Origin of the sequence: Streptomyces sp. NPDC101225, from assembly GCF_044767585.1 — a bacterium.
GTDB lineage: Bacteria > Actinomycetota > Actinomycetes > Streptomycetales > Streptomycetaceae > Streptomyces.
Genome location: NZ_JBIWOE010000004.1, coordinates 259,927 through 284,042, shown reverse-complemented (window position 1 = coordinate 284,042; position 24,116 = coordinate 259,927). Strand labels below are relative to the sequence as shown.

Here is a 24,116-nt window from a genome sequence, read left to right as displayed (position 1 = left end):
CGGCCGGGGGCCAGGAGCGGAAGGTAATTTACAGAACTGGCTGACCGCCGCGTTTATCGTGAGCCACATGTTTCGTCTGGAGACAGAAGTCGACAAGACCCGGTGCGATCTCCTCCGAAGGAGGCTGCGGGACACGAACACGGCGGCCTCGCCCGTCCTGCGCGCCCTGCGCGGAACCCCAGGTGAACGCGAAGTTCCGCTCCACCTCTGGGTGCTGGACGAGGACGGCGGTCTCGCGGCCGGGCTCGTCGGCCACACCTGGACGACGTGGCTGCACGTGGCCTATCTGTGGGTGGACGAGCGCCACCGGGGCGCCGGGCTCGGTGCGCGGCTGCTCGCGGAGGCGGAGCAGCGCGCCCTCAAGGAGCGGGGCTGCACCTCGGCCCGGCTGGAGACCTGGGACTTCCAGGCGCCGGACTTCTACCGCAAACAGGGCTACGACGTGGTCTGCGTGATCCCCGACTATCCGCCGGGGATCACCGAGTACACCCTGACCAAGCGGCTCAGCTGAGCCTGCGCGCACCCGCCGACGGCACCGCCTCGAAGACCCGCGGGGTCTTGAACCCGGCCGCGGCGAAGGCCTCTTCGACGGCCTTGGTGATCGTGTCCACGTCGGGCACCTCCGCCAGGACGACGGCCGAGCCGCCGAAGCCGCCGCCGGTCATCCGGGCGCCGAGGGCGCCGGAGGCCAGGGCGGTGTCGACGACCAGGTCCAGCTCCGGGCAGGAGATGCGGAAGTCGTCGCGCAGGGAGGCGTGGCCGGCCACCAGGACCGGCCCGATCGCCCGGGTCTCGCCCGCCTGGAGCAGGGCGACGGTCCTCTCCACCCGCTGGTCCTCGGTGACGATGTGCCGGACCAGGCGGACCGCCTCCTCGTCGTCGCCCAGCCGCGCGAGCGCCGCGTCCAGCCCGTCGTAGGGGACGTCCCGCAGCGCGTCGACGCCCAGCAGCGCCGCGCCCCGCTCGCAGCCCGCCCGGCGCCTGCCGTACTCGCCGTCGCTGTGCGCGTGCTTGACCCGGGTGTCCACCACCAGCAGCCGCAGGCCCTCGGCGGCCAGGTCGAACGGGATCTGCCGCTGCGTCAGGTCCCGGGTGTCGAGGAAGAGGGCGTGGCCCTGCTCGCAGCAGGCGGAGGCCGTCTGGTCCATGATCCCGGTGGGCGCGCCGACGTAGACGTTCTCGGCGCGCTGGCACAGGCGGGCCAGCTGCCCGCGCGGCAGCTCCAGGCCGAACAGGTCGCCCAGCGCCAGCGCGATCACGACCTCCAGGGCCGCCGAGGACGACAGGCCCGCGCCGGAGGGGACCGTCGAGGCGAGGTGGACGTCGGCGCCGGTGACCGGGTGACCGGCCTCGCGCAGGGCCCAGACGACACCCGCCGGGTACGCCGTCCAGTTCCGGTCGCTCCCCGGCGCGAGGTCGTCCAGGCGCAGTCGGACGACCCCGCCCTCGACATCCGCCGAGTGCAGGCGCAGCACGCCGTCCTCGCGCCGCGAGACGGCCGCGACCGCGGTGTGCGGCAGCGCGAAGGGCATCACGAAGCCGTCGTTGTAGTCGGTGTGCTCACCGATGAGGTTGACCCGGCCCGGTGCCGCCCAGACGCCCTCGGGGGCAGTCCCGTACAGCTCCTCGAAACCGTCCCGCACCTGCTGTGCCCCCACTAGCGCTCCCTTGCGATGCTCTGCGCGAACTCCCACGCGTCCGCGACGATTTCGGCGAGATCCGCACGGGAGGGGGTCCAGCCCAGCCTCTCGCGGGCGGTGGCGGCCGACGCCACCAGGACCGCCGGGTCGCCGCCCCGGCGCGGTGCGACGACCTCCGGGATCGGGTGGCCGGTGACCCGGCGGACGGTCTCGACGACCTCGCGGACCGAGAAGCCGTTGCCGTTGCCCAGGTTGCAGATGAGGTGCTCGCCCGGGGTGGCGGCCCGCAGCGCGAGCAGATGCGCCTCGGCGAGGTCCGCGACGTGGATGTAGTCGCGCACACAGGTGCCGTCCGGGGTCGGGTAGTCGTCGCCGAAGACGGAGATCGCCTCGCGTCGGCCCTGGGCCACCTGGAGCACCAGCGGGATCAGGTGCGACTCGGGGTCGTGCCGCTCGCCCTGCCTGCCGTACGCGCCCGCCACGTTGAAGTAGCGCAGCGAGACCGCGCCCAGGCCGTGGGCCGCCGCCTCGCCGGTGATCATGTGGTCCACGGCGAGCTTCGAGGCGCCGTAGGGGTTGGTCGGCGCGGTGGGCGCCGACTCGGTGATCGGGACCTCCTCCGGCTCGCCGTAGGTGGCCGCCGTGGAGGAGAAGACGAGGGTGCGCACGCCCGCGTCCCGCATCGCGCCGAGCAGCGCCAGGGTGCCGGCGACGTTGTTGTCCCAGTACTTCTCGGGCTGCGCGACCGACTCGCCGACCTGGGAGAAGGCGGCGAAGTGCAGGACCGCGTCGAAGGAGGGGTCCAGCCACTTGGCGGCGTCGCGGATGTCCCCCTCGATGAAGGCGGCACCGGCCGGGACGCCCTCCCGGAAGCCCGTGGAGAGGTTGTCGAGCACGACGACCTCGTGGCCCGCCTCCAGCAGATGCTGCGCGACCACACCGCCGACGTAGCCCGCTCCGCCCGTCACCAGGTACTTACCGCTCATCAACTCGCTACCTCTCGCAGTCGCTCGGCCGCGCGCTCCGGCGGCACGTCGTTGATGAACACACTCATGCCGGACTCGGAACCCGCGAGGAACTTCAGCTTGCCGGAGGTTCGGCGGATGGTGAAAAGCTCTAGGTGGAGGGCGAAGTCGTCGCGGTTGACGCCGTCGAACTCCTCCAGCCCGCCGAACGGGGCCTGGTGCCAGGCCGAGATGTAGGGCGTGGGCGGTTCACCGCCCCCTTCCTTTCCGTCCCGCCCGTCGAAGATCCGGTCGAAGCGCCTCAAGAGTTCCAGATAGACCTTGGGGAACTCTGTGCGCGCCGCCTCGTCCAGCGCGAGCAGGTCGGGCACCCGGCGCCGGGGGTACAGGTGCACCTCGTACGGCCAGTGCGCGGCGTACGGCACGAAGGCCACCCAGTGTTCACCCTCCAGGACGACCCGCTCACCGGCGCCCTCACGCTCCACGACGGCGTCGAAGAGGTTCTCGCCGCCGGTCGCCTCCTTGTGCGCGGCGAGCGAACGCAGCATCAGGGCGGTGCGGGGCGTGGTGAAGGGGTACGCGTAGATCTGGCCGTGCGGATGACCCAGCGTCACGCCGATCTCCGCGCCCCGGTTCTCGAAACAGAACACCTGCTCCACGGAGGGGAGATGCGACAGCTCGGACGTCCGGTCCGTCCACGCCTCCAGCACCAGGGCCGCCTGCTCCTCGGTCAGGTCGGCGAAGGAGGCGTCGTGGTCGGAGGTGAAGCAGACCACCTCGCAGCGGCCCGAGTCGCCGGCCAGGGAGGGGAAGCGGTTCTCGAAGACCACCACGTCGTAGGAGGAGTCCGGGATCTCGCTGAGCCTGCCGTTCCGGGACGGGCACAGGGGGCACTCGTCGGCCGGCGGATGGTACGTGCGGCCCTGCCGGTGCGAGGCCACGGCGACCGAGTCGCCGAGCAGGGGGTCGCGGCGGATCTCGGAGGTGGTCACGGTCCGCTCCAGCGGGCGCCGGTCCACCGCCTCGCGCACCTGGTCGTCGCGCAGGTCGTAGTAGATCAACTCGCGACCGTCGGCCAGGCGGGTCGAGGTCTTCTTCACTGCGGACTCCCTATCCGAGCCACCCACTCATCAAACATAAGCGAACACATTGGAACACGGGCACCCCCACCAGTCAACATCACAATCCAACAAAGAGCATCAACAGAAGTGTTCAATTTCTGAACACAGGGGCGTAGGTTCCGCCCTGGATCAGTTCACGCAACGAAGCGAGTCTTTATGCAAACCCCCACAAATCCAGCCGTGCAGCTGGCCGCCGAGCTACGACTCCCCACCAACGGGCTCGACTACACGATCCTCGGCATCTACTTCGCCGTGGTCCTGGGCATCGGCTTCGCGGCCCGCCGGTCCGTGCGGACGAGCCTCGACTTCTTCCTCTCGGGGCGCTCCCTGCCCGCGTGGATCACTGGTCTCGCCTTCATCTCGGCCAACCTGGCCGCGACCGAGATCCTGGGCATGGCCGCGAACAGCGCGCAGTACGGCGCCTACACCGTGCACTGGTACTGGATCGGCGCCATCCCGGCCATGGTCTTCCTGGGCCTGGTCATGATGCCCTTCTACTACGGAAGCAAGGTGCGCTCGGTCCCCGAGATGCTGCTGCTGCGCTTCGACAAGTGGGCACACCTGCTGAGTTCGATCCTGTTCGCCTTCGCCGCGATCCTGATCGCCGGTGTGAACCTGTACGCCCTCGCCATCGTGGTCGAGGCCCTGCTGGGCTGGCCGCAGTGGGTGGCGATCGTGGTCGCCGGCGCGTTCGTGCTGGCGTACATCACGCTCGGCGGCCTCTCCTCCGCGATCTACAACGAGGTCCTGCAGTTCTTCGTGATCCTCGCGGCGCTCATCCCGATCGTGGTGCTGGGCCTGAAGAAGGTCGGCGGCTGGGGCGGTCTGACCGACAAGCTCACCACCGCGCACGGGGCGAACTTCACCACCGCCTGGGGCGGCACCGGCATCGGCAGCACCAACCCGCTCGGCGCCAACTGGCTGACGATCGTGCTCGGCCTGGGCTTCGTGCTGTCCTTCGGCTACTGGACCACCAACTTCGCCGAGGTCCAGCGCGCCCTGTCCGCGAAGAACCTCTCCGCCGGCCGGCGCACGCCGCTGATCGCCGCGTACCCGAAGATCTTCATCGTCTTCCTGGTGATGATCCCGGGCCTGGTCGCCGCCGCGCTCGTGCCCAAGTTCGGCACCTCCGGCTCCGGCTACCAGTACAACGACGCCATCCCCTACCTGATGCAGGAACTGCTGCCCAACGGCGTCCTCGGCATCGCCGTGACCGGTCTGCTGGCCGCGTTCATGGCGGGCATGGCCGCCAACGTGTCGTCCTTCAACACGGTGTTCACCAACGACATCTGGGGCCGCTACATCGTCAAGGGCCGCGAGGACGGGTACTACGTCCGCTTCGGCCGCCTGATCACGGTGATCGGCGTCTGCGCCTCGGTCGGCACGGCCTTCCTGGCGTCGTCGTTCTCGAACATCATGAGCTACCTCCAGACGCTGTTCTCCTTCTTCAACGTGCCGATGTTCGTGGTCTTCATCGTCGGCATGTTCTGGAAGCGCGCGTCGGTGAAGTCCGGCTTCTGGGGTCTGCTGGCCGGCACGGTGGCCGCGATGGTGAACTACTTCGTGATCTACAAGCAGGGCATCATCGACATCCCCACCGACCAGGGCGCCAACTTCGTCTCCGCGATCGTCGGCTTCGTCGCCGGCGCGGTCGTGATGTTCGCCGTCTCCCTGTTCACCGCGCCGAAGCCGGCCGAGGAGCTCCAGGGCCTGGTCTACGGCACCCGCTCCCCCGGCATGGACGAGGCGCCCGCCGAGGGCGACGACGCCTGGTACCGCAAGCCGGCCCTGCTGGGCTGGGGTGCGATCGTCATCGCCGCCGCCTGCTACATCCCGTTCTCGATCTGACGGCATCCGACTGAGGAGTGCGAACCACCATGACCGATCAGTCCGGAAACCCCGGATCCTCCGGCTACTCCGACAAGGACGTCCAGCGCGAGGTCGGCGAACTGCAGGAGAAGTCCGCGACCGCGGCCCGCATCTTCGACCTCCGCCGCATCATCGGCGGCCTGTTCGTGCTGTACGGGGTCATCGTCACCATCACCGGCATCACCGACGACCAGGCCGCCATCGACAAGGCCCAGGGCGTCAACATCAACCTGTGGACCGGCATCGCCATGCTGGTCCTCGGCGTCTTCTTCCTCGTCTGGCTGAAGCTGCGGCCGACGCCGCCCCCGACGCCCGACATCGCGCCGGGACCGGACGACGAGCCGGCCGCGCCGGTGAAGTGACGGCCACCGGGGCCGGAGACCGGTGCCGCGGCGCTACGACGCGTGCGGCCCCGGTTCCGGCTCCGCCGGCGGCGAGTGCGGCACCGGGCCGGCTCTGTCCAGCAGGCCCGTCCGGGCCGCCAGGGCCGCCGCCTCCAGACGGGAGCCGACGCCCAGCTTCATCAGCACGCGCTGGACATGGGTGCGGGCGGTGGAGGGGGCGATGCCCATGCCGGCCGCGATCAGCCGGGTGTCCTCGCCGTCGGCGACCCGGACCAGGACCTCCACCTCACGCGGGGTGAGCATCTGGAGCAGGCGCTGGCCCTCGTCGTCGGGCTGCGCCGCGGGGTTGAGGAGTTCGCTGAAGGCCCCCTGCAGCAGCTGCGGAGCCACGGCCGCCTCCCCCGCCCGCGCCTTCATGATGGCCCGTTCGACCCCCTCTATGCGCTCGTCGTGGCGTACGTAGCCCGAGGCGCCCGAGGCGAAGGCGGCCGCGATGCCGCGCGGGCTCGGTACCGGGCCCAGTACCAGCACCGCCACCTGCGGCCGCTCCCGTTTGATCTTCACCACCGGGTCGAAGATGCCCGGCTCGGCCGGTGTCGCCGTACCCAGCAGGCACACCTCCGGCGCGCGCGTGATCACCAGCTCCGCCGCCCCCGCTGCGGGCGCGGCCGCGGCCAGTACCCGGTGCCCCCGTAGCTTCAGCGCCGAGGCCAGCGCCTCGGCGAGCAGTCGGTGGTCGTCGACCACCATGAGCCGCACTCCCATCGAGCAACCCCCCAGTCCCCCCAATGGATCCCCACGGAATGCGCCACTGTGGATTCCCACCGGTCCGCGCGGAGAGAAGCCCCCTCCCGGCTCCCCCGCTCTTCATGCCCCCGGAAGCTACACGCTTGTTCGACGAAGCGCTCCCCCTACTGGAGAGAAGTGCCCCGGATCGACGGAAATTCTGGCATTCGAGGACGATGCGCGGTACGCGCACGGCCCCGCCCCTGAGCAGGGACGGGGCCGTCGCGGCCGGGTGGCGCGAGGCGTCAGCCGGAGGTGCCGAAGGCGATCGCCAGGTACTCCTTGTCGCCCGTGCCGGACGGCTTGTCCGCGTAGACCCCGGCCATGTACAGGTGGCCCTGGCGGTAGAGAAGTTCGGAGTACTCCGGTGACATACGCGTCTCCGCGTCCCGCACCTGCTCCGTCGAGGGGTTCTCCAGCAGCTTGGTCTCCTTGAAGGAGCCGCCGTCGATGCTGACGATCTGGCCGCCCTTGTCGTACGGCGGGCGCTTGTAGGCGATCACGTTGGCGCCGTCCATGCGCAGTGGCGTGATCGTGTAACCGTCACCGGCGTCCGCGCGCTGTCCGGTCTGCTTGCCGGTGGACAGGTCGAAGGCGACGATCTCGTTGGTCTTGCTGTAGTCTCCGGTGCCGTCGTGCTCCTCGGTCGGGATGTACAGCCTGTCCTTGCCCACCGCGATGCCGGTGCACGCCTCGATCTTGGTGATGCCGTCGCACTTGGCCGCGAACTGGTCGCCCGGCGCGGAGATCCGGGTGATCAGCTTGCCGGTCTTGTTGTCGACGGAGAAGAAGTCCGAGATGCCGCTGCCGTCGCCCGCGGTGTCGCCCACGTCCGCGGCGACCACCAGCGGGTCGGTCGACACCACGGAGGCGTACTCGATGCCCGAGGTCATCTTGTACTCCGAGATCACCTTCCCGGACTTCGGGTCGATGGTCTGGATGTGCAGCTGACGCTGGTCGTAGGAACCGCACTTGCGCACCGCCACCAGCTTCGCGCCGCCGCCGTACCCGGCGTCGTAGCAGCTGTCCGTGGGCTTGGGCGCCCACAGCGACTTGCCGGAGGTGATGTCCCAGGCGGCGCCGCCGCTGGTGCTGCCGGCCGCGACGGTGTTCGCGCTGACCGTGACGTTGTCCAGACTGATGGGCCGGTCACCGGAGTTGACGGTCTTGGTCCACAGCATCTTGCCGGCGTCCAGGTCGATCGCGGAGACCTTGCTGCACCCGGCCGAACTGTTCTTCGCGGGCATCTTGGGCTGGTAGACGACGGCCGTCTTGCCGTCCGCCGTGGTGTGCGTGCTGGCCTCGCACACCGGGCCGGGCAGCGGGATCGTCCACAGCTTGGTGCCCTTGTCGGGGTCGTAGCCGTTGATCTCGGCGACGCCGGCCTTCACGTACGCCTTGCCGGTGAGCCACGAGCCGGAGACGACGGTGCTGTCGTCCACCTTGGGCTCGGGGACCTGGAACAGGACGTGGGAGGCGGGGTCGGACGGCACCTTCTCGTCGCCCGTGCCGGACGCGCCGCCGGTGCCGCCCTTGGCGTCCTTGCCGCCGGTGCCGCCGCTGGAGCCGGCGGTGTCGTCCTTCTTGCCGTCGCTCTTGCCGGACTTCGCGTACCAGACGCCGCCGCCCACGATCAGCGCGATCGCGACGACCGCGGCGACGATGATGGCCAGTTGCGCGTTGATCCCCTTGCGGCCGCCGGGCTGCCCGGCCTGCGGCTGGAGCGGCACGGTCGGCTGCGGGTAGCCGTAACCGGGCTGCCGGCCATAGGGGTTGGGGCTCTGGCCGTAGGGGTTGGGCTGCTGGCCGGGGTAGCCGTAGCCCGGCGGCGTCTGCGGGGGCTGGGGCGGCTGCTGGCCCTGCGGCGCCTGCGGATAGCCGTAGCCGGGCTGCTGACCGGGCGGCGGGGGCGGCTGCGGGGCCTGGGGCGGCTGCGGGGCGCCGAAGCCCGGCTGCTGCGGGGCCCCGAAGCCGGGCTGCTGCGGCGGCGTGGGCGGCTGCTGGGCCGGCTGCTGAGGCTTGTCCAGGGAGGGCGGCGGGTCCTGCGGCGGGCCGAAACCACCCTGCTGGGGAGGCTGGTTGGGCGGCGGGGGCGGGGGCTGGGTCATGACGTGGGTACCTCGGGGAGGGACGGCGGGGACGCTGCGGGCGGAGGAGGAGTCACTTGCCGTAGGCGAGCATCAACTTCTCCTTCGTGTCGTCATTGCCGTTCAGCCGGGTGGTCGAGAGGTAGAAGCGCCCGTCGACCCAGTCGAAGTCCTTGGAGAAGAAGCCGTTCTCGACCCGCGCGGCGCCGGAAGGGTTCTGCAGCAGCTTCACCGGCTTGTGGCCCGAACCGGTGGTCGCGATCGACACGATCTGGCCACCCGCGTCGTACGAGGGCTCCACGTAGGCGATGAGCTTGCCGCCCTCGGTCTTGACCGGCAGCATCGATGCGTCCGCCGGGGACTTCACCCGCCACTTCTCCTTGCCGGTGGCGAGGTTGATCGCGACGATCTCGTTCGCGCCGGTGGTCGCGTCGGTCGGCAGGTAGAGGGTGGTCGCGTCGGAGGCGACGCCCTTGCAGCCCTGGAGATCACGCTGGAGGATCGCCCAGCCGCACTCGGGGGCGAACTTCTCGTCGAAGCCGACCTGCGACTTGAAGGTGCCGTCGGAGTTGAAGGTGGAGATGTTCCACGCCTTCTTGTCCTGGTTGGTGCTGTAGACCACCAGCGGGTCGACGGAGTACGTCCGCGCGACCGTCCAGCCCTTGTCGAACTTCCGTGTCCAGGTGGCCTTGCCGGTCCTCGGGTCGAGCTCCTGCATCTCGTCGTGCTCCTTCGACCCGGTGGCGTCGCAGGAGGACACGGCGATCAGCTTGCTGCCGCCCGCGAAGGCGGTCGGGAAGCAGGCGTCGCCGTACTTCTGCTTGTCGAAGAGCTTCTTGCCGGAGTCGATGTCGTAGGCGACACCGGACTGCGAGCGGCCCACCATCAGCGTCCTGCCGGTGACGGACAGCGAGACGGTGATGGTGGTGTCGAACAGCGCGCCGTCGGTGAGCTGGGTCTTCCAGCCCTTCGCGCCGGTGTTCAGGTCGACCTGCTGGAGCTGGTTGCACTTCGCGCGGTCGCTGGTGCCGCTCTCGTAGGCCACCACGATCTTGTCGTCGGACGACTGCTGCGGGGTGACCGCGCAGATCTTCTGCGGGAAGGTGATCGGGTCCCATGTGGGGTTGCCGTTGCCGACGTTGTAGGCGACGAGCTCCTTGTACGCCGCCTTCACCGCCGCCTTGTCGGTGATCCACATGCCGGGGGCGTCGGCGCCCGAACCGGGCGCGTCCGGAGCCGTCTTGTACCAGAGCACCTTCGCCTCTCCGGGCCGGCGGCCGGAGTTGAGGTCCTCGGAGTCCGAACCGCCGTCGCCGCTGCCGTCACCGGGGTTGACCGGGGCGCCGGCGGTGGGCTTCGGGTCGTCGCTCTTGTGGGCGACCGGCTTCTTGTCGTCGTCCCCGCCGCCGCTGGTCACGGCGAAGACGGTGCCGCCGATGACGGCCAGCGCGGCGACGGCCGCACCGACGGCGAGGCCGGGCCGGCCCTTGAACGGGTTCTTGGAGCCGGAGCCGGGCGGCGGGGTGCCGGGCCCGCCCGGGAACTGCGGCTGCGGATAGCCGTAACCGGGCTGCCGGCCGTACGGACCGGGCTGCTGGGGCGAGCCGTAGGGACCGGCCGGCGAGCCGTAGGGGCCGGGCTGGGCGTACGGGCCCGCGGGCTGTCCGTACGGGCCCAGCTGCTGCGGCGCCTGAGGCGCCTGGGGGTAGCCGTAGCCGGGCTGGGGGGCACCGGGCGGCGGGGACTGCGGGGGCGGCGGCGTCTGGGGCGGACCCTGCGGCGGCGGTGGGGTCTGCGGAGCTCCGAAACCGCCCTGCGGCTGCGGCGGTTGCGGCGGCTGGTTGGGCGGCTGAGTCATCAGCGCGTCTCCCCCTCGTTCACTGATTTTTAGCCACGCCCTGAGGTACGCGATGACCCAGAGTCGTACTCAGAAAGTTCTCAGACGGCCCTTTCTATCACTCGGAACCGACACCGCACCGGGCCGTCCCACCCCCTGTTCCCAAGGGAGGACCGGCCTGTGACGCCGCTGTTATGCGCCTTCACGCACCCTTCACGCGTCCTCGGCCAGTTCCAGCCAGCGCAGCTCCAGTTCCTCCCGCTCGCCGGTCAACCCCCGCAGCTCCGCGTCCAGTTCGGCCACCTTCGCGAAGTCCGTGGCGTTCTCGGCGATCTGCGCGTGCAGCTTCGCCTCCCGCTCGGAGACCTTGTCGAGCTGCCGCTCGATCTTCTGCAGCTCCTTCTTGGCGGCACGCTGGCCGGCCGCGCTCCTCTCGGGGGCGGCCTTCTCCGCGGCCGGCGCGGTGGCCGCGGCCACCGCCTCCTCCATCCGCCGGCGCCGCTCCAGGTACTCGTCGATGCCGCGCGGCAGCATCCGCAGGGTGGCGTCGCCGAGCAGCGCGAACACCCGGTCGGTGGTGCGCTCGACGAAGAACCGGTCGTGGGAGATGACGATCATCGAGCCGGGCCAGCCGTCGAGGACGTCCTCGAGCTGGGTCAGCGTCTCGATGTCGAGGTCGTTGGTCGGCTCGTCGAGGAAGAGGACGTTGGGCTCGTCCATCAGCAGCCGCAGCAGCTGGAGCCTGCGCCGCTCACCGCCGGAGAGGTCCCCGACGGGCGTCCACTGCTTCTCCTTGTCGAAGCCGAACGTCTCGCACAGCTGACCGGCGGTCATCTCCCGGCCCTTGCCGAGGTCGACGCGCTCGCGCACCTGCTGGACGGCCTCCAGGACCCGCAGCTGCGGGCTGAGCTCGGCGACCTCCTGGGAGAGGTAGGCGAGCTTGACCGTCCTGCCGACGGCGATCCGGCCGCCCGCGGGCTGCGCCTCGCCCTCGGTGCGCGCGGCCTCCGCCATCGCCCGCAGCAGGGAGGTCTTGCCGGCGCCGTTGACCCCGACCAGGCCGATCCGGTCGCCGGGCCCGAGCTGCCAGGTGACGTGCTTGAGCAGCACCTTGGGGCCCGCCTGGACGGTGACGTCCTCGAGGTCGAAGACGGTCTTGCCGAGCCGCGAGGAGGCGAACCGCATCAGCTCGCTGCTGTCGCGGGGCGGCGGTACGTCCTTGATCAGCTCGTTGGCCGCCTCGACCCGGAAGCGCGGCTTGGACGTACGGGCGGGGGCGCCGCGCCGCAGCCAGGCGAGCTCCTTGCGCACCAGGTTGCGCCGCTTGGTCTCCTCGGTGGCGGCGATGCGCTCGCGCTCGGCGCGGGCGAAGACGTAGTCGGAGTAGCCGCCCTCGTACTCGTAGACGGCGCCGCGCTGCACGTCCCACATGCGCGTGCACACCTGGTCCAGGAACCACCGGTCGTGGGTGACGCACACCAGGGCCGAGCGCCGCTCGCGCAGGTGCCGGGCGAGCCAGGCGATGCCCTCGACGTCGAGGTGGTTGGTGGGCTCGTCGAGGACGAGCAGGTCCTGCTCCTCGATCAGCAGCTTGGCGAGGGCGATGCGGCGGCGCTCGCCGCCGGACAGCGGTCCGATGACGGTGTCCAGGCCCTGCGGGAAGCCGGGCAGGTCGAGGCCGCCGAACAGGCCGGTGAGCACGTCGCGGATCTTGGCGTTGCCCGCCCACTCGTGGTCGGCCAGGTCCCGGATGACCTCGTGGCGGACGGTGGCCCGCGGGTCGAGGGAGTCGTGCTGCGTGAGGACGCCCGCGCGCAGCCCGCCGGAGTGGGTGACCCGCCCGGTGTCGGCCTCCTCCAGCTTGGCCAGCATCCGGATGAGGGTCGTCTTGCCGTCTCCGTTGCGCCCCACGACCCCGATCCGGTCGCCTTCGGAGACGCCGAGGGAGACGCCGTCGAGGAGGGCACGCGTGCCGTACACCTTGCTGACGTTCTCGACATTGACCAGATTGACGGCCATTTCTCTCCTGCCCCGGGGGTCGATCGACCTTCCAGGGTAGTCGGCACGGGGCGCCGTCCCGCACGCGCGGCCGGTCGCCGCCGTCAGCCGCCCAGCACGGTCGCGCCCGGCGCCGGCCCCGCCGCCGTACGCACCGTCCGGCAGGTGCCGGACGTGGTCAGCGCCTGCGCCACCTTCGCCGCCGCCTCCCTGTCCCGGGCGAGGAACGCCGTGGTCGGGCCGGAGCCCGAGACCAGCGCGGCCAGCGCACCGGCGTCGCGGCCGGCCGCGAGGGTGTCGGCGAGCTCGGGGAAGAGGGAGAGGGCGGCGGGCTGCAGGTCGTTGGAGACGGCCGCGGCGAGCGCGTCCGCGTCGCCCTTGGCGAGCGCCTCGGCGATCTCCTGGGAGGCGACGGGCTCGGGGATGCGGGCTCCCTCCCCCAGCCGGTCGAACTCCCTGAAGACGGCCGGGGTGGACAGTCCGCGGCCGGCCATCGCGAAGACCCAGTGGAAGGTGCCGCCGACCTCGAGCGCGCGCAGCTTCTCGCCGCGCCCGGTGCCCAGCGCCGCCCCGCCGACCAGACCGAACGGCACATCGCTGCCCAACTCGGCGCAGATGGAGAGGAGTTCGGCCCGGGACGCGCCCGTCCGCCAGAGCGTGTCGCAGGCCAGCAGCGCGCCCGCGCCGTCCGCGCTGCCGCCGGCCATGCCGCCCGCGACCGGGATGTCCTTGGCGATGTGCAGGTGGACGTCGGGCTCGATGCCGCGCCGCTCGGCGAGCGCGAGAGCCGCGCGGGCCGCCAGGTTGGTGGTGTCCAGGGGCACCTGGGCGGCGTCGGGTCCCTCGCAGGTGACGCGCAGCCCGTCGGCGGGGGTCACGGTGACCTCGTCGTAGAGGCCGACGGCGAGGAAGATGTTGGCCAGGTCGTGGAAGCCGTCGGAGCGGGCGGCGCCCACCGCGAGCTGGACGTTGACCTTCGCGGGGACGCGGACGGTGACGCTCACTGCTGACCGGACTCCTTCTTCGGGGGTTCGGGGGCCGTCCCCCGCGATGACGCAGCCTCGGCGATGCGGGCGAACTCCTCGACGGTCAGGGCCTCTCCGCGAGCCTGCGGCGACACCCCGGCGGCGACCAGTGCCGCCTCCGCCGCCGCGGCCGAGCCGGCCCAGCCGGCGAGCGCGGCCCGCAGCGTCTTGCGCCGCTGCGCGAACGCGGCGTCGACGACGGCGAACACCTCGCGCCGCGACGCGGTCGTCTTGACCGGTTCGGCCCTGCGGACGAGCGAGACCAGGCCGCTGTCCACATTCGGCGCGGGCCAGAAGACGGTGCGCCCGATGGCGCCGGCCCGCTTGACCTCGGCGTACCAGCCGGCCTTCACGGACGGGACGCCGTACACCTTCGAACCGGGCGCCGCGGCGAGCCGGTCGGCGACCTCGGACTGGACCATGACCAGGGTGCGCTCGATGCTCGGGAAGGTTTCGAGCATGTGCAGCAGGACGGGCACGGCGACGTTGTACGGGAGGTTCGCCACCAGCGCGGTCGGGGCGGGCCCGGGCAGCTCGGTCACCCGCATCGCGTCGGAGTGGACCAGCGCGAACCGCTCCGCCCGCTCCGGCATCCGGGCCGCGACGGTGGCGGGCAGCGCCCCGGCCAGCACGTCGTCGATCTCGACGGCGGTGACGCGGTCGGCGGCCTCCAGCAGCGCGAGCGTGAGGGAGCCGAGCCCCGGCCCGACCTCCACCACCACGTCGTCCGGCCCGACATCCGCGGTGCGCACGATCCGCCGGACCGTGTTGGCGTCGATCACGAAGTTCTGGCCGCGCTGCTTGGTCGGCCGGACGCCGAGGGCCGCCGCGAGTTCACGGACGTCTGCGGGGCCCAGGAGGGCGTCGGGGGCGGGGCTGGTGCTCACGGCGACAAGGGTACGGGGCGGCGCCGGGGCGCCGCTCACCCGTGCAGCCGCGCCCCGCAGTGCGGCCAGGGGTTCGCCCCGCGGCGCACGTACAGCTTCTTGGCGCGCAGCGTCTGCTCCTGCTCGGAGGCGTCCTGCGGCCGCCCGCTGCCGCCGAGGCCGCGCCAGGTCGGGGAGTCGAGCTGGTAGAGCCCGCCGTAGGTGCCCGAGGGGTCCACGGCGTTCGTCCGCCCGCCGGACTCGCAGGCCGCGAGCGCGTGCCAGTTCAGGCCGTCGGTGCCGTGCACGGACGTCGGCAGCGGCCTGGTGCCCACCTTCACGACCTCGGACCGCGGCTCACGCACCACCTGCGCGTCGGTCCGGCGGGGCTTCTGCCGCACGCCGTTGACGGTGCGCAGGGCGTACGTGACCCGCCGCAGGCCCGGCCGCCCGGCCCGCTCGACGACCTCCGTGCCGCGAAACAGCGAGGAGTCCTCCACCCGCTGCACCTTGTACGGGATCGCCTCCTCGCGGACCTCCTTGCTGCCCCTGATGCGCAGCACGGTGACGGTCTGCCCGTCCCGCGGGAAGCTGTCCCCGGGGACGGAGGTGGTGTCCTGGCCGTGCAGGGTGATCCCGGCCTCCTCGACGGCCTCCCCCACGGTCGCCGCGTTGGTGCGGATCGTGCGGGCACGGCCGTCGGCCATGACCGTCACGGTGCGTTCGGTGCGCACGTCGAGGGAGAGCCCGTGCCGCCCGATGGGCAGGGAGCGCGAGGTGGACAGGTAGGCGCCCTCGGCCCGCACCCCGAACTCCCGCAGCGCCTCCTGCACCGTGTGGGCCGTCGTCCACACCTCGTGCCGGTGGCCGTCGAGGGTGAGCCGTAGGGGCCGGCCGTAGTGCACGGAGACCTCGTCGCCGCTGGCGAGCCTGGTCCCGGGGGCGGGCTCGACCACGTCGTGCGCTCCCAGCGCGACGCTCTCCTGCGCGAGCAGCTCGGTGACGTCGTCCGCGAAGGTGTGCAGGGTGCGCGGCTTGCCGTCGACGGTCAGCTCGACCGCCTTGTCCTTGGCGACGAACGCCGCGGTGCCGCCCGCCAGGAAGGCGACGACCAGCGCCTGGGGCAGCAGCCGGCGCACCGTGCCGTCCGCGCGCTCGCCGGAGCGCGGCCTGCGCCGGCGCGCACCCCGGCGACCCGTCGCGGCCCGCGTGCCGCCGGTCCCGGGCGCGTCCTCGCCCGCCCGGCTGCCCGGCTGCTGCGGAAGCGCCGCCGCGGGCGCCTGGGCGGATCCGGGCGCCTCGTGGGCGGGCCGGTCGGTGTCGCCGTACGCGCCGGGCATCCCGTAGGCCAGCGTCTGCGCGCTGTGCACGTCGAATCCGGCGTACTGCGGCGGCCGGTACGCCGGGCCGGGCCCGTGCGCCTCGAACGTCCCGTACGCCTCGTACGTCTCGTACTGCGACTTGCTCACGCCGACACGCTCCAGGGGCCGAGGGGTCCAGAGGGGTCCGGATCGGGCCACCAGAACCTAGCGGAGCCGGTGTCACTCTCCAAAGCGGCGCAACCGCACAGGGTGACGGCGGGGCCCGGAATCACGGCCGTCGGTGTGATCGGAAGGTTATGAACCATCCACCCTCAGTAGCCGAAGGCGCGGGCCGTGTTCGCCGCCAGGGCTGCCGCCAGCGCGTCCTCGCCGATGCCGCGCACGGCCGCCATGGCGCGCACCGTGACCGGAATGAGATACGGGGCGTTGGGCCGTCCGCGGTACGGGGCCGGTGTCAGGAAGGGCGCGTCGGTCTCCACCAGGACCAGCTCCAGCGGCGCCACCGCCAGCGCGTCCCGCAGGTTCTGGGCGTTCTTGAAGGTGACGTTGCCGGCGAAGGACATGAAGTATCCGGCGCGGGCGCAGATCTCCGCCATCTCGGCGTCGCCGGAGTAGCAGTGGAACACCGTCCGCTCCGGCGCGCCCTCCTCCTTGAGGATGCGCAGCACGTCGGCGTGGGCGTCGCGGTCGTGGATGACCAGGGCCTTGCCGTGCCGCTTGGCGATCTCGATGTGGGCGCGGAAGGAGGCCTCCTGCGCCTCCTTGCCCTCGGGCCCGGTGCGGAAGTGGTCCAGGCCGGTCTCGCCGACGCCCTTGACCTGCGGGAGCGCGGCCAGCCGCGCGATCTCGGCGAGTGCCTCGTCCAGTGCCGCCGTCCCACCCGGCTCACGCGCACCCTGCCGGGACCAGCCTCCCTCGGGTTCGCCGTGGACGATGCGGGGCGCCTCGTTCGGGTGCAGGGCCACGGTCGCGTGGACGGCGTCGTGCGCGGCCGCCGTCTCGGCGGCCCACCGCGAGCCCCGCACGTCGCAGCCGACCTGCACGACCGTCGTCACGCCCACCGAGGCGGCCTTCGCGAGCGCTTCCTCCACGGTGCCGGACTGCATGTCCAGGTGGGTGTGGGAGTCGGCGACGGCCACCCGGAGGGGGTCCGGGAGGGGCGGTGCCGCGTTCTTCTCACGGGGGCCGGAGCTGTTCGAAGGCATGCCCCGATCCTACGAAAGGGGCATGCCCGCCCCGGCGCCGGGAGCGGTCAGCCCGCCTTGCGCTGGAAGGGGTGCAGGAGATCGGACAGGTGCCAGTGGTGGTGCTGCGGCTCGGCCTCGGGCGCCTGCGCGGGCCCGGCCTCCGTCTGCGGCGTCTCGGCCTGCTCCGGCGTCTCGGCCGTCTTCGGCATCTTGACCGGGCCGGTCTGCGGCGGCGTGCGGTGGTACTGCCGCTGCTCCGCGTCGCGCGCCGCCGAGACCCGTCCCGGCCGCATGATGCGTACGGCGTGACCGTCGCAGTTCTGGCAGGTCGGCTTGGACAGCGGAGAGGGGACGACCTGGCCACCGGTCACGTACATCACGAACTCGTGGCCGTCCGTGTCGGTGTGGTGTTCTATCTCGTACGACTGCTCCCAGCCGTGCCCACAGCGCATGCAGGCGAAGGAATACGACTCGTGCACGACTGCGGTCGCCGTACCGCGGCGGCCGAACGGCCCTGCCATCTCACTCATGCCAGCTCCTCTTGTCCGCTGGACACAGGGACGGGTGCGTCCCTTCGACCAGTGGACGCTTCTACCGGCGCGAATGCATCAGACCTGTCGACTGTTGGAGCCGATTTGGACTTTCCTTGCCATACCGGCCTCGGTCACGAAGCCTGCGCTTTGCATTACACGATAGTCCTTTGCCTGCCCGCGGGGCGCGCGCTCAAGCGAGGTGCGCCCCGCTCAGGGGCCCTGCGCGCCACCTCACGCACCACTCCCGGCAGCCGCGTTCTTCGCAGCCACAACCGCGTCGAACACCACCCGCTTGGGCAGCCCGGCCTCGGTGGCGACGGCCGCGATCGCCTCCTTGCGCCGCTCGCCGGCCTCCTCGCGCACCCGTACCCGGCGCACCAGCTCGGCGGCGTCGAGCTCCTCCGGTCCCTTCTCGGGCGCCCCCTCCACGACCACGGTGATCTCGCCGCGCACGCCTTCGGCCGCCCACGCCGCCAGTTCGGCCAGACCGCCCCGTCTGACCTCCTCGTACGTCTTGGTCAGCTCACGGCAGACGGCGGCCCGCCGCTCGGCGCCGAACACCTCGGCCATGGCGGCGAGGGTGTCGTCGAGCCGGTGCGGAGCCTCGAAGTAGACGAGGGTGCGCCGCTCCCCGGCGGCCTCCCGCAGCCGGGTCAGCCGCTCCCCGGCCTTGCGCGGCAGGAAGCCCTCGAAGCAGAACCGGTCGACGGGCAGCCCGGACAGGGCGAGCGCGGTGAGCACGGCGGACGGGCCGGGGACGGCGGTGACCCGGACGTCCTTCTCGACGGCGGCGGCGACCAGCCGGTAGCCGGGGTCGGAGACCGAGGGCATCCCGGCGTCGGTGACGAGCAGCACGCGCGCGCCGTTCACCAGCTCCTCGACCAGCTCGGGCGTACGGGCCGACTCGTTGCCCTCGAAGTACGACACGATCCGCCCCCCGGGCACGACCCCCAGGGCCTGCGTCAGCCGCTTCAGCCGCCGGGTGTCCTCGGCCGCGACCACGTCGGCCCCGGCCAGCTCCTCGGCCAGCCGGGGCGGGGCGTCCGCGACGTCGCCGATGGGGGTGCCTGCCAGGACAAGGGTTCCAGTCACGCCCCCATCCTCCCAGGGCGCGGGCGGGGCGGACGCCCGCGGCCCCCCGCGCGGACCTTCACGAACCGGACGCGTACGGGCCCGTTACCGCCCATGCACGGGACTCACACAGCACGGTTCCCTACGATGGCGCGGTGACCAGTACCGCGTCCTCCCCGGACACCCGGCAAGGCCAGGCCCGTCAAGACCAGCGGCCGTCGTGGCAGCAGCGGCTGCGCCGTTTCGGATACACGGCGGGGCCCAGAAGCGACGTACGGGAGCGTCTGGTGCCGCCGTACGTCGAGGCGAGCCCGCGGCTGTGGCAGGTCCTGGGGGTGCCGCCGGCGCTCGCCGAGCGGATCACGCGCTGGTCGGGCTGGGGCGGGCCGCTGCTGGTCACGCTGATGGCGGGCGTGATGCGGTTCTGGCACCTGGGCAGCCCGAAGGCGGTGATATTCGACGAGACGTACTACGCCAAGGACTCCTGGGCGCTCGTCCACCGCGGCTTCGAGGTCAACTGGGACAAGAACGCCAACGACCTGATCCTCCAGACGCACGGGCACGTGAAGATCCCGACCGACGCGGCGTACGTCGTGCATCCGCCGGTCGGCAAGTACGTCATCGGACTCGGCGAGCTGATCTTCGGCTTCGACCCGTTCGGCTGGCGGTTCATGACCGCGCTGCTCGGCACGCTGTCGGTGCTGATGCTGTGCCGCATCGGGCGCCGCATCTTCCGCTCGACCTTCCTCGGCTGCGTGGCGGGCGCGCTGATGGCGGTCGACGGGCTGGCCTTCGTCATGGCCCGCACCTCGCTGCTCGACGGCGTGCTGATGTTCTTCGTGCTGGCCGCGTTCGGCTGCCTGGTCATCGACCGCGACCGGACCCGGGAGAAACTCGCCGCCGCGCTGCCGGCCGACGCGGACGGCCGGGTCCGCCCGGACGCGCACACGGCGCGGACGACCCGCTTCGGCCTGCGCCCCTGGCGCTGGGCGGCCGGCCTGCTGCTCGGCCTCGCCATCGGCACCAAGTGGAACGGGCTGTACATCCTGGTCGCGTTCTGCGTGATGGCGGTCCTGTGGGACGTCGGCTCGCGCAGGGTGGCCGGCGCGCGGCACCCGTACAGCACGGTCCTCATGCGGGACACGGGCCTCACGACGCTGGCCATGGTGCCGGTCGCGATCGCCACCTACCTGCTGTCCTGGATCGGCTGGATCCTCTCGCCCACGGACGGCTCCGGCGGCTACTTCCGCAACTGGGCCGCCACCGACGGCAAGGGCGGCATGTGGACCTGGCTCTTCCCGGACTGGTGGCGCAGCCTGTGGCACTACGAGCACGAGGTCTACAAGTTCCACGTCGGCCTCTCCTCGCCGCACACGTACATGTCCAACCCGTGGAGCTGGCTCATCGACGGCCGCCCCGTCTCGTACTTCTACGAGTCCCCCTCGCCCGGCACGGACGGCTGCCCGGCGGACGCGGGCGACAAGTGCGCCCGCGAGGTCCTGGCGATCGGCACGCCGCTGCTGTGGTGGGTGGCCTGCTTCGCGGTGCTGTACGTCCTGTGGCGCTGGTTCTTCCGCCGTGACTGGCGCGCGGGCGCGATCGCCTGCGGCATCGCGGCCGGCTACCTGCCCTGGTTCCACTACCAGGAGCGGACGATCTTCTTCTTCTACGCCGTCGTCTTCGTCCCGTTCCTGTGCCTCGCGGTGGCGATGCTCCTCGGCGCGATCATCGGCCCGCCCGGCTCCGGCGACACCCGCCGCGTGGCGGGGGCGACGGGCGCGGGCGTCCTGGTCCTGCTGATCGCCTGGAACTTCATCTACTTCTGGCCGATCTACACGGGCACGGCGATCCCGATCGACCAGTGGCGCTCGCGCATGTGGCTGGACACGTGGGTCTAGCGGGGGCACCGACGGCTTTGCGGGAAGGCGCTAACGATCGGGGAACACCTGCCCCATGCGCCACCTCCACCGCGTAGGGTGCCCGGTGCGGGACTCTTCTTGAACATGTTCAGAAAGAATCCCGCACATCACTGGGGAACGGGGAGGGGGCCCTTTCATGGGCAAGGGGGTAAAAGCCGCGGTCATCGGCAGTGTCTTCGCCGTGATGGTGGGAGGCGCCGGTTACGGCGCCTACAACATCGTCTCCGCGCTGAACGGCGACTCCGCGGGGCCGGGGGCGAGCGGGACGTCCGTGAAGACCGGGCCGCCGAGCGGCGGCGAGGTCAAGGAGACGTCCAGGAAGTTCTTCGCCGCCTGGGAGAAGGGGCGGGCCGCCGAGGCGGCGACGTACACGAACAACGGCGCGGCGGCCGAACCGCTGCTGACCGCCTACGGCCGGGACGCGCACATCAAGGGCGTGAAGATCACGCCCGGCACCGCACAGGGCGCGACCGTGCCTTTCACGGTCAGGGCAACGGTGTCGTACGACGGGAGGTCCAAGCCCCTGTCGTACGGCAGCGAGCTCACGGTGGTGCGCGGGCGGACCACCGGGCGGGCCCTGGTCGACTGGCAGCCGTCCGTCGTCCATCCCCGGCTCCAGAAGGGCGACTCCCTGGTCACGGGTGAGTCGGCGAGCCCCGAGATCGAGGCGGTGGACCGCGGCGGCGCCGTCCTGACCAAGGACGAGTACCCCTCGCTCGGCCCGATCCTCGACGAACTGCGCGCCAAGTACGGCGACGACGCGGGCGGCACCCCCGGCGTCGAGCTCGCCGTCCGGCACGACGCCGCGGACTCGGCCGACACCACGCTGCTGACGCTGGCCGCGGGCAGGCCGGGCAAGCTGCGCACCACGCTCAGCGCGAGCGCCCAGGCGGCGGCCGAGCAGGCGGTGCAGAAGTACGCCGAGTCGTCCGTGGTGGCCGTCAAGCCGAGCACCGGCGAGGTGCTGGCCGTCGCCAACCACCGTGACGACGGCTTCAACGCGGCCTTCCTGGGCAAGCTCGCGCCCGGCTCCACGATGAAGATCCTCAGCGCGGCCACGCTCATCGACAACGGCATCACCAGCATGAACGGCCCGGCGCCGTGCCCGAACGAGGCCGTGTGGCAGAGCCAGACCTTCCACAACCTCAAGAACATGGCCCCGAACGAGAAGGCCACCCTCGCCGACAGCTTCGCCCGCTCCTGCAACACGGCCTTCGTGAAGTACGCGGACGAGGTCAAGGTGGACTCCCTCACCCAGGAGGCCGAGAACCGCTTCGGCCTGGGCCGGGACAACTGGAAGACCGGCATTCCGTCCTTCGACGGCTCGGTCCCGGCCTCCGGCGGCCCCGACACGGCGGCCAACATGATCGGCCAGGGCCAGGTCCAGATGAGCCCGCTGAACATGGCGTCGGTCACGGCGACCGCGATGACGGGCCGCTTCCGCCAGCCGGTCCTGGTCCCGCCGAAGCTCGACGGCCGGGCGATCGCCACCGCCCGGGGCCTGTCCGCGGGGACGGTGGCCCAGCTGCGCGCCATGATGAACCGCACCGCGACCAGCGGCACCGCGGCCGGCGTGATGGCGGGCCTGAGCGGCAGCATCGGCGCGAAGACCGGTTCCGCCGAGGTCGACGGGCAGTCGAAGTCCAACAGCTGGTTCACGGGTTACCGGGGCGACGTCGCGGCCGCGGCCATGACCCAGGACGGCGGTCACGGCATCGACGCGGCGGGCCCGATTGTCGCAGCTGTGCTACGGAGTGGCGGCTGACGTCACCCGTACAGGACGGGACTCTAGGCTGTTGCCGTCGTTGGACGGGTGGACGAGGGCAACGGGGACCCTGGGGAAATTCGCGGAGGATCGAAGGCAGTGGGCAACAGACGGCGCGTCGTCGAGCGACGGAAGACCAAACCCGCCGTGGTCGGCGGGATGATCGCCGTGGTGGTCGTCGGCGCCGGCTTCGGCGCCTATGCCCTCTACGGCGGCGGTGCGGCGGCGGACGACGGGACGGGCTCGACGTCCGCGTCCGCCGACCACAAGCACGTCAAGACCGGACCGCTGTCCGCGGCCGAGGTCGACACGGCCGCTCACGGATTCCTCACGGCCTGGCAGCAGGGCAAGGTGCCGCAGGCGGCGGCCGTCACGAGCGACGTGAACGCGGCCACCGCCCTGCTGACCGGCTACACCAAGGACGCCCACATCACCGGTGTCACCCTCACCGAGGGCACCCGCACCGGCGACAAGGTCCCCTTCTCGGTCAAGGGCACGGTCTCCTACAAGGGCACCAGCAAGCCGCTGGCGTACCGGAGTTCACTGACGGTGGTGCGGAACAAGGCGACCGGCAAGCCGCAGGTCGACTGGCACTCCGCGGTCGTCCACCCCGACCTCAAGGACGGGGACACCCTGGTCACCGGGGAGTCGGGCACCCCGCCGGTCAAGGCCTACGACCGTGACGGCGGCGAGCTGACGACGGCCAAGTACCCCTCATTGGGCCCGGTGCTGGACGGACTGCGCGAGAAGTACGGCAAGATCGCCGGCGGCAAGGCGGGGGTCGAACTGCGCGTGGTGCGCGGCAAGGAGTCCGGCAAGGCCAAGCTCTCCGACAAGACGCTGCTGGCGCTGAGCGAGGGCACGCCCGGCAAGGTCAAAACCACGCTGAGCCCGACGCTCGAGGCGGCGGCCGAACAGCAGGTCGCCGGCAAGCCGAGGTCGTCCGTCGTCGTCATGCGCCCCTCGACGGGCGAGATCCTGGCCGTGGCGAACAACAGCCACGGCTTCAACGTCGCCTTCCAGGGGTCGCTCGCCCCCGGCTCCACGATGAAGGTCGTGACGTCGACGATGCTCTTCGAGAAGGACCTCGTCCACCCGAACGACTCGCACCCCTGCCCCAAGACGTACAAGCTCGCGGGCTGGACGTTCCACAACGACGCCGGGTCGGAGATCAAGAAGGGCACGTTCAAGCTGTCCTTCGGGGCCTCCTGCAACAACGCCTTCATCGACTTCTCGCCGAAGCTGTCCAACAGCGACCTCACCCGGGAGGCCCAGCAGGTCTACGGCCTCGGCCTGAACAACTGGGCCATCGGCGTCCCCAGCTTCGACGGCTCGGTCCCGGTGCAGAGCGGCGCGCAGATGGGCGCCTCGCTGATCGGCCAGGGCGGGGTGCGGATGAACCCGCTGAACATGGCGTCGGTCTCGTCGACGGTGGCCGCCGGCAGCTTCCACCAGCCGTACCTGGTCTCCCCGTCGGTGGACAACCGCACGCTGGCGAAGGCCGCGCGCACGATGTCGTCGACGACGCAGGCCGAGCTGAAGGACGTCATGTCCTACACGGCCCGGTACGGCACGGCGGCCAAGGCGATGGCGGGCCTGGGGTCGGGCTGCGGCGCCAAGACGGGGTCGGCCGAGGTCGACGGCCAGGAGAAGCCGAACGGCTGGTTCACCGCCTACTGCGGCGACCTCGCGGCGTCGGGCGTCGTCCAGGCGGGCGGCCACGGCGGCGACACGGCGGGGCCGATCGTGGCGGCGCTGCTGCGGATGGGCGGCTGACCAGC

At 71.6% G+C, this 24,116-nt stretch carries 19 protein-coding genes; 6 read left to right on the top strand and 13 right to left on the bottom strand.

Features of this window, described 5'->3' with window-relative positions; translation table 11 throughout:
• Positions 1–67: 67 nt before the first annotated feature.
• On the top strand, positions 68–511 hold the full coding sequence (locus tag ACIRPX_RS08110) for a GNAT family N-acetyltransferase (RefSeq protein WP_404189931.1): 444 nt from the start codon (positions 68–70) through the stop codon (positions 509–511).
• On the opposite strand, the gene galK is transcribed toward ACIRPX_RS08110, so the two are convergent.
• Genes galK through galT form a run of 3 tightly spaced genes read right to left on the bottom strand, consistent with a single transcriptional unit; the run spans position 504 to position 3,705 of the window.
• On the bottom strand, positions 504–1,658 hold the full coding sequence (gene galK / locus ACIRPX_RS08105; protein WP_404189929.1) for a galactokinase: 1,155 nt from the start codon (positions 1,656–1,658) through the stop codon (positions 504–506). The two genes, ACIRPX_RS08110 and galK, sit on opposite strands and share 8 nt — an antisense overlap.
• Complete coding sequence (gene galE, locus ACIRPX_RS08100) at positions 1,658–2,626, bottom strand: UDP-glucose 4-epimerase GalE (protein WP_404189926.1); 969 nt, start codon at positions 2,624–2,626, stop codon at positions 1,658–1,660. The genes galK and galE overlap by 1 nt, the downstream gene beginning before the upstream one ends.
• Positions 2,626–3,705, bottom strand: coding sequence for a galactose-1-phosphate uridylyltransferase (gene galT, locus ACIRPX_RS08095; protein ID WP_404189923.1), 1,080 nt, complete (start codon positions 3,703–3,705; stop codon positions 2,626–2,628). The genes galE and galT overlap by 1 nt, the downstream gene beginning before the upstream one ends.
• Before the next feature lie 177 nt (positions 3,706–3,882).
• On the opposite strand from galT, the gene ACIRPX_RS08090 reads away from it, so the two are divergent.
• Together ACIRPX_RS08090 and ACIRPX_RS08085 are read left to right on the top strand one after the other, a co-directional pair.
• Positions 3,883–5,574 carry a sodium:solute symporter family protein gene (locus ACIRPX_RS08090; RefSeq protein WP_404189921.1) on the top strand — a complete coding sequence of 564 codons (1,692 nt, stop codon included), beginning with the start codon at positions 3,883–3,885 and terminating at the stop codon, positions 5,572–5,574.
• Between the two features lie 29 nt (positions 5,575–5,603).
• The gene (locus tag ACIRPX_RS08085) at positions 5,604–5,957 is read left to right on the top strand and encodes a hypothetical protein (RefSeq protein ID WP_404189918.1); all 354 of its coding nucleotides are present in this window, start codon (positions 5,604–5,606) and stop codon (positions 5,955–5,957) included.
• A 33-nt stretch (positions 5,958–5,990) separates the two neighbouring features.
• On the opposite strand, the gene ACIRPX_RS08080 is transcribed toward ACIRPX_RS08085, so the two are convergent.
• The 10 genes from ACIRPX_RS08080 to rsmI form a co-directional block, all read right to left on the bottom strand.
• Positions 5,991–6,704 (bottom strand): LuxR C-terminal-related transcriptional regulator, encoded by a 714-nt coding sequence (locus ACIRPX_RS08080; protein WP_404189915.1) that lies wholly within the window; start codon positions 6,702–6,704, stop codon positions 5,991–5,993.
• A gap of 266 nt (positions 6,705–6,970) precedes the next feature.
• Entirely contained in the window at positions 6,971–8,833 is a 1,863-nt protein-coding gene (locus tag ACIRPX_RS08075; protein WP_404189912.1) for a PQQ-binding-like beta-propeller repeat protein, read from the bottom strand.
• Positions 8,834–8,885: 52 nt separating this feature from the next.
• Positions 8,886–10,670: a PQQ-binding-like beta-propeller repeat protein gene (locus tag ACIRPX_RS08070; RefSeq protein ID WP_404189909.1), complete on the bottom strand. Its 1,785-nt coding sequence runs from the start codon at positions 10,668–10,670 to the stop codon at positions 8,886–8,888.
• Between the two features lie 192 nt (positions 10,671–10,862).
• Entirely contained in the window at positions 10,863–12,668 is a 1,806-nt protein-coding gene (locus ACIRPX_RS08065; protein WP_404189906.1) for an ABC-F family ATP-binding cassette domain-containing protein, read from the bottom strand.
• 83 nt (positions 12,669–12,751) lie between these two features.
• Positions 12,752–13,651 (bottom strand): 4-(cytidine 5'-diphospho)-2-C-methyl-D-erythritol kinase, encoded by a 900-nt coding sequence (locus tag ACIRPX_RS08060; RefSeq protein WP_404189903.1) that lies wholly within the window; start codon positions 13,649–13,651, stop codon positions 12,752–12,754.
• Positions 13,648–14,559, bottom strand: a complete 912-nt coding sequence (gene rsmA, locus ACIRPX_RS08055) for a 16S rRNA (adenine(1518)-N(6)/adenine(1519)-N(6))-dimethyltransferase RsmA (RefSeq protein WP_404189900.1) — start codon at positions 14,557–14,559, stop codon at positions 13,648–13,650. Before rsmA ends, ACIRPX_RS08060 begins: the two co-directional genes overlap by 4 nt.
• Positions 14,560–14,594: 35 nt before the next feature.
• Entirely contained in the window at positions 14,595–16,007 is a 1,413-nt protein-coding gene (locus ACIRPX_RS08050; protein ID WP_404189897.1) for a ubiquitin-like domain-containing protein, read from the bottom strand.
• Positions 16,008–16,171: 164 nt separating this feature from the next.
• The gene (locus ACIRPX_RS08045) at positions 16,172–17,065 is read right to left on the bottom strand and encodes a TatD family hydrolase (RefSeq protein WP_404189894.1); all 894 of its coding nucleotides are present in this window, start codon (positions 17,063–17,065) and stop codon (positions 16,172–16,174) included.
• A gap of 47 nt (positions 17,066–17,112) precedes the next feature.
• A complete protein-coding gene (locus ACIRPX_RS08040; RefSeq protein WP_404189891.1) occupies positions 17,113–17,577 on the bottom strand; it encodes a hypothetical protein in 465 nt (154 codons plus the stop codon).
• A gap of 234 nt (positions 17,578–17,811) precedes the next feature.
• The gene (gene rsmI, locus ACIRPX_RS08035; RefSeq protein WP_404189889.1) at positions 17,812–18,672 is read right to left on the bottom strand and encodes a 16S rRNA (cytidine(1402)-2'-O)-methyltransferase; all 861 of its coding nucleotides are present in this window, start codon (positions 18,670–18,672) and stop codon (positions 17,812–17,814) included.
• A 134-nt stretch (positions 18,673–18,806) separates the two neighbouring features.
• Between rsmI and ACIRPX_RS08030 the strand changes: the two genes are divergently transcribed.
• The 3 genes from ACIRPX_RS08030 (at position 18,807) to ACIRPX_RS08020 (ending at position 24,111) form a co-directional block, all read left to right on the top strand.
• Complete coding sequence (locus ACIRPX_RS08030) at positions 18,807–20,549, top strand: dolichyl-phosphate-mannose--protein mannosyltransferase (RefSeq protein WP_404189887.1); 1,743 nt, start codon at positions 18,807–18,809, stop codon at positions 20,547–20,549.
• A gap of 157 nt (positions 20,550–20,706) precedes the next feature.
• Positions 20,707–22,335: a penicillin-binding transpeptidase domain-containing protein gene (locus ACIRPX_RS08025; RefSeq protein ID WP_404189884.1), complete on the top strand. Its 1,629-nt coding sequence runs from the start codon at positions 20,707–20,709 to the stop codon at positions 22,333–22,335.
• 99 nt (positions 22,336–22,434) lie between these two features.
• Complete coding sequence (locus ACIRPX_RS08020) at positions 22,435–24,111, top strand: penicillin-binding transpeptidase domain-containing protein (RefSeq protein ID WP_404189882.1); 1,677 nt, start codon at positions 22,435–22,437, stop codon at positions 24,109–24,111.
• The last annotated feature ends 5 nt before the right edge of the window (positions 24,112–24,116 follow it).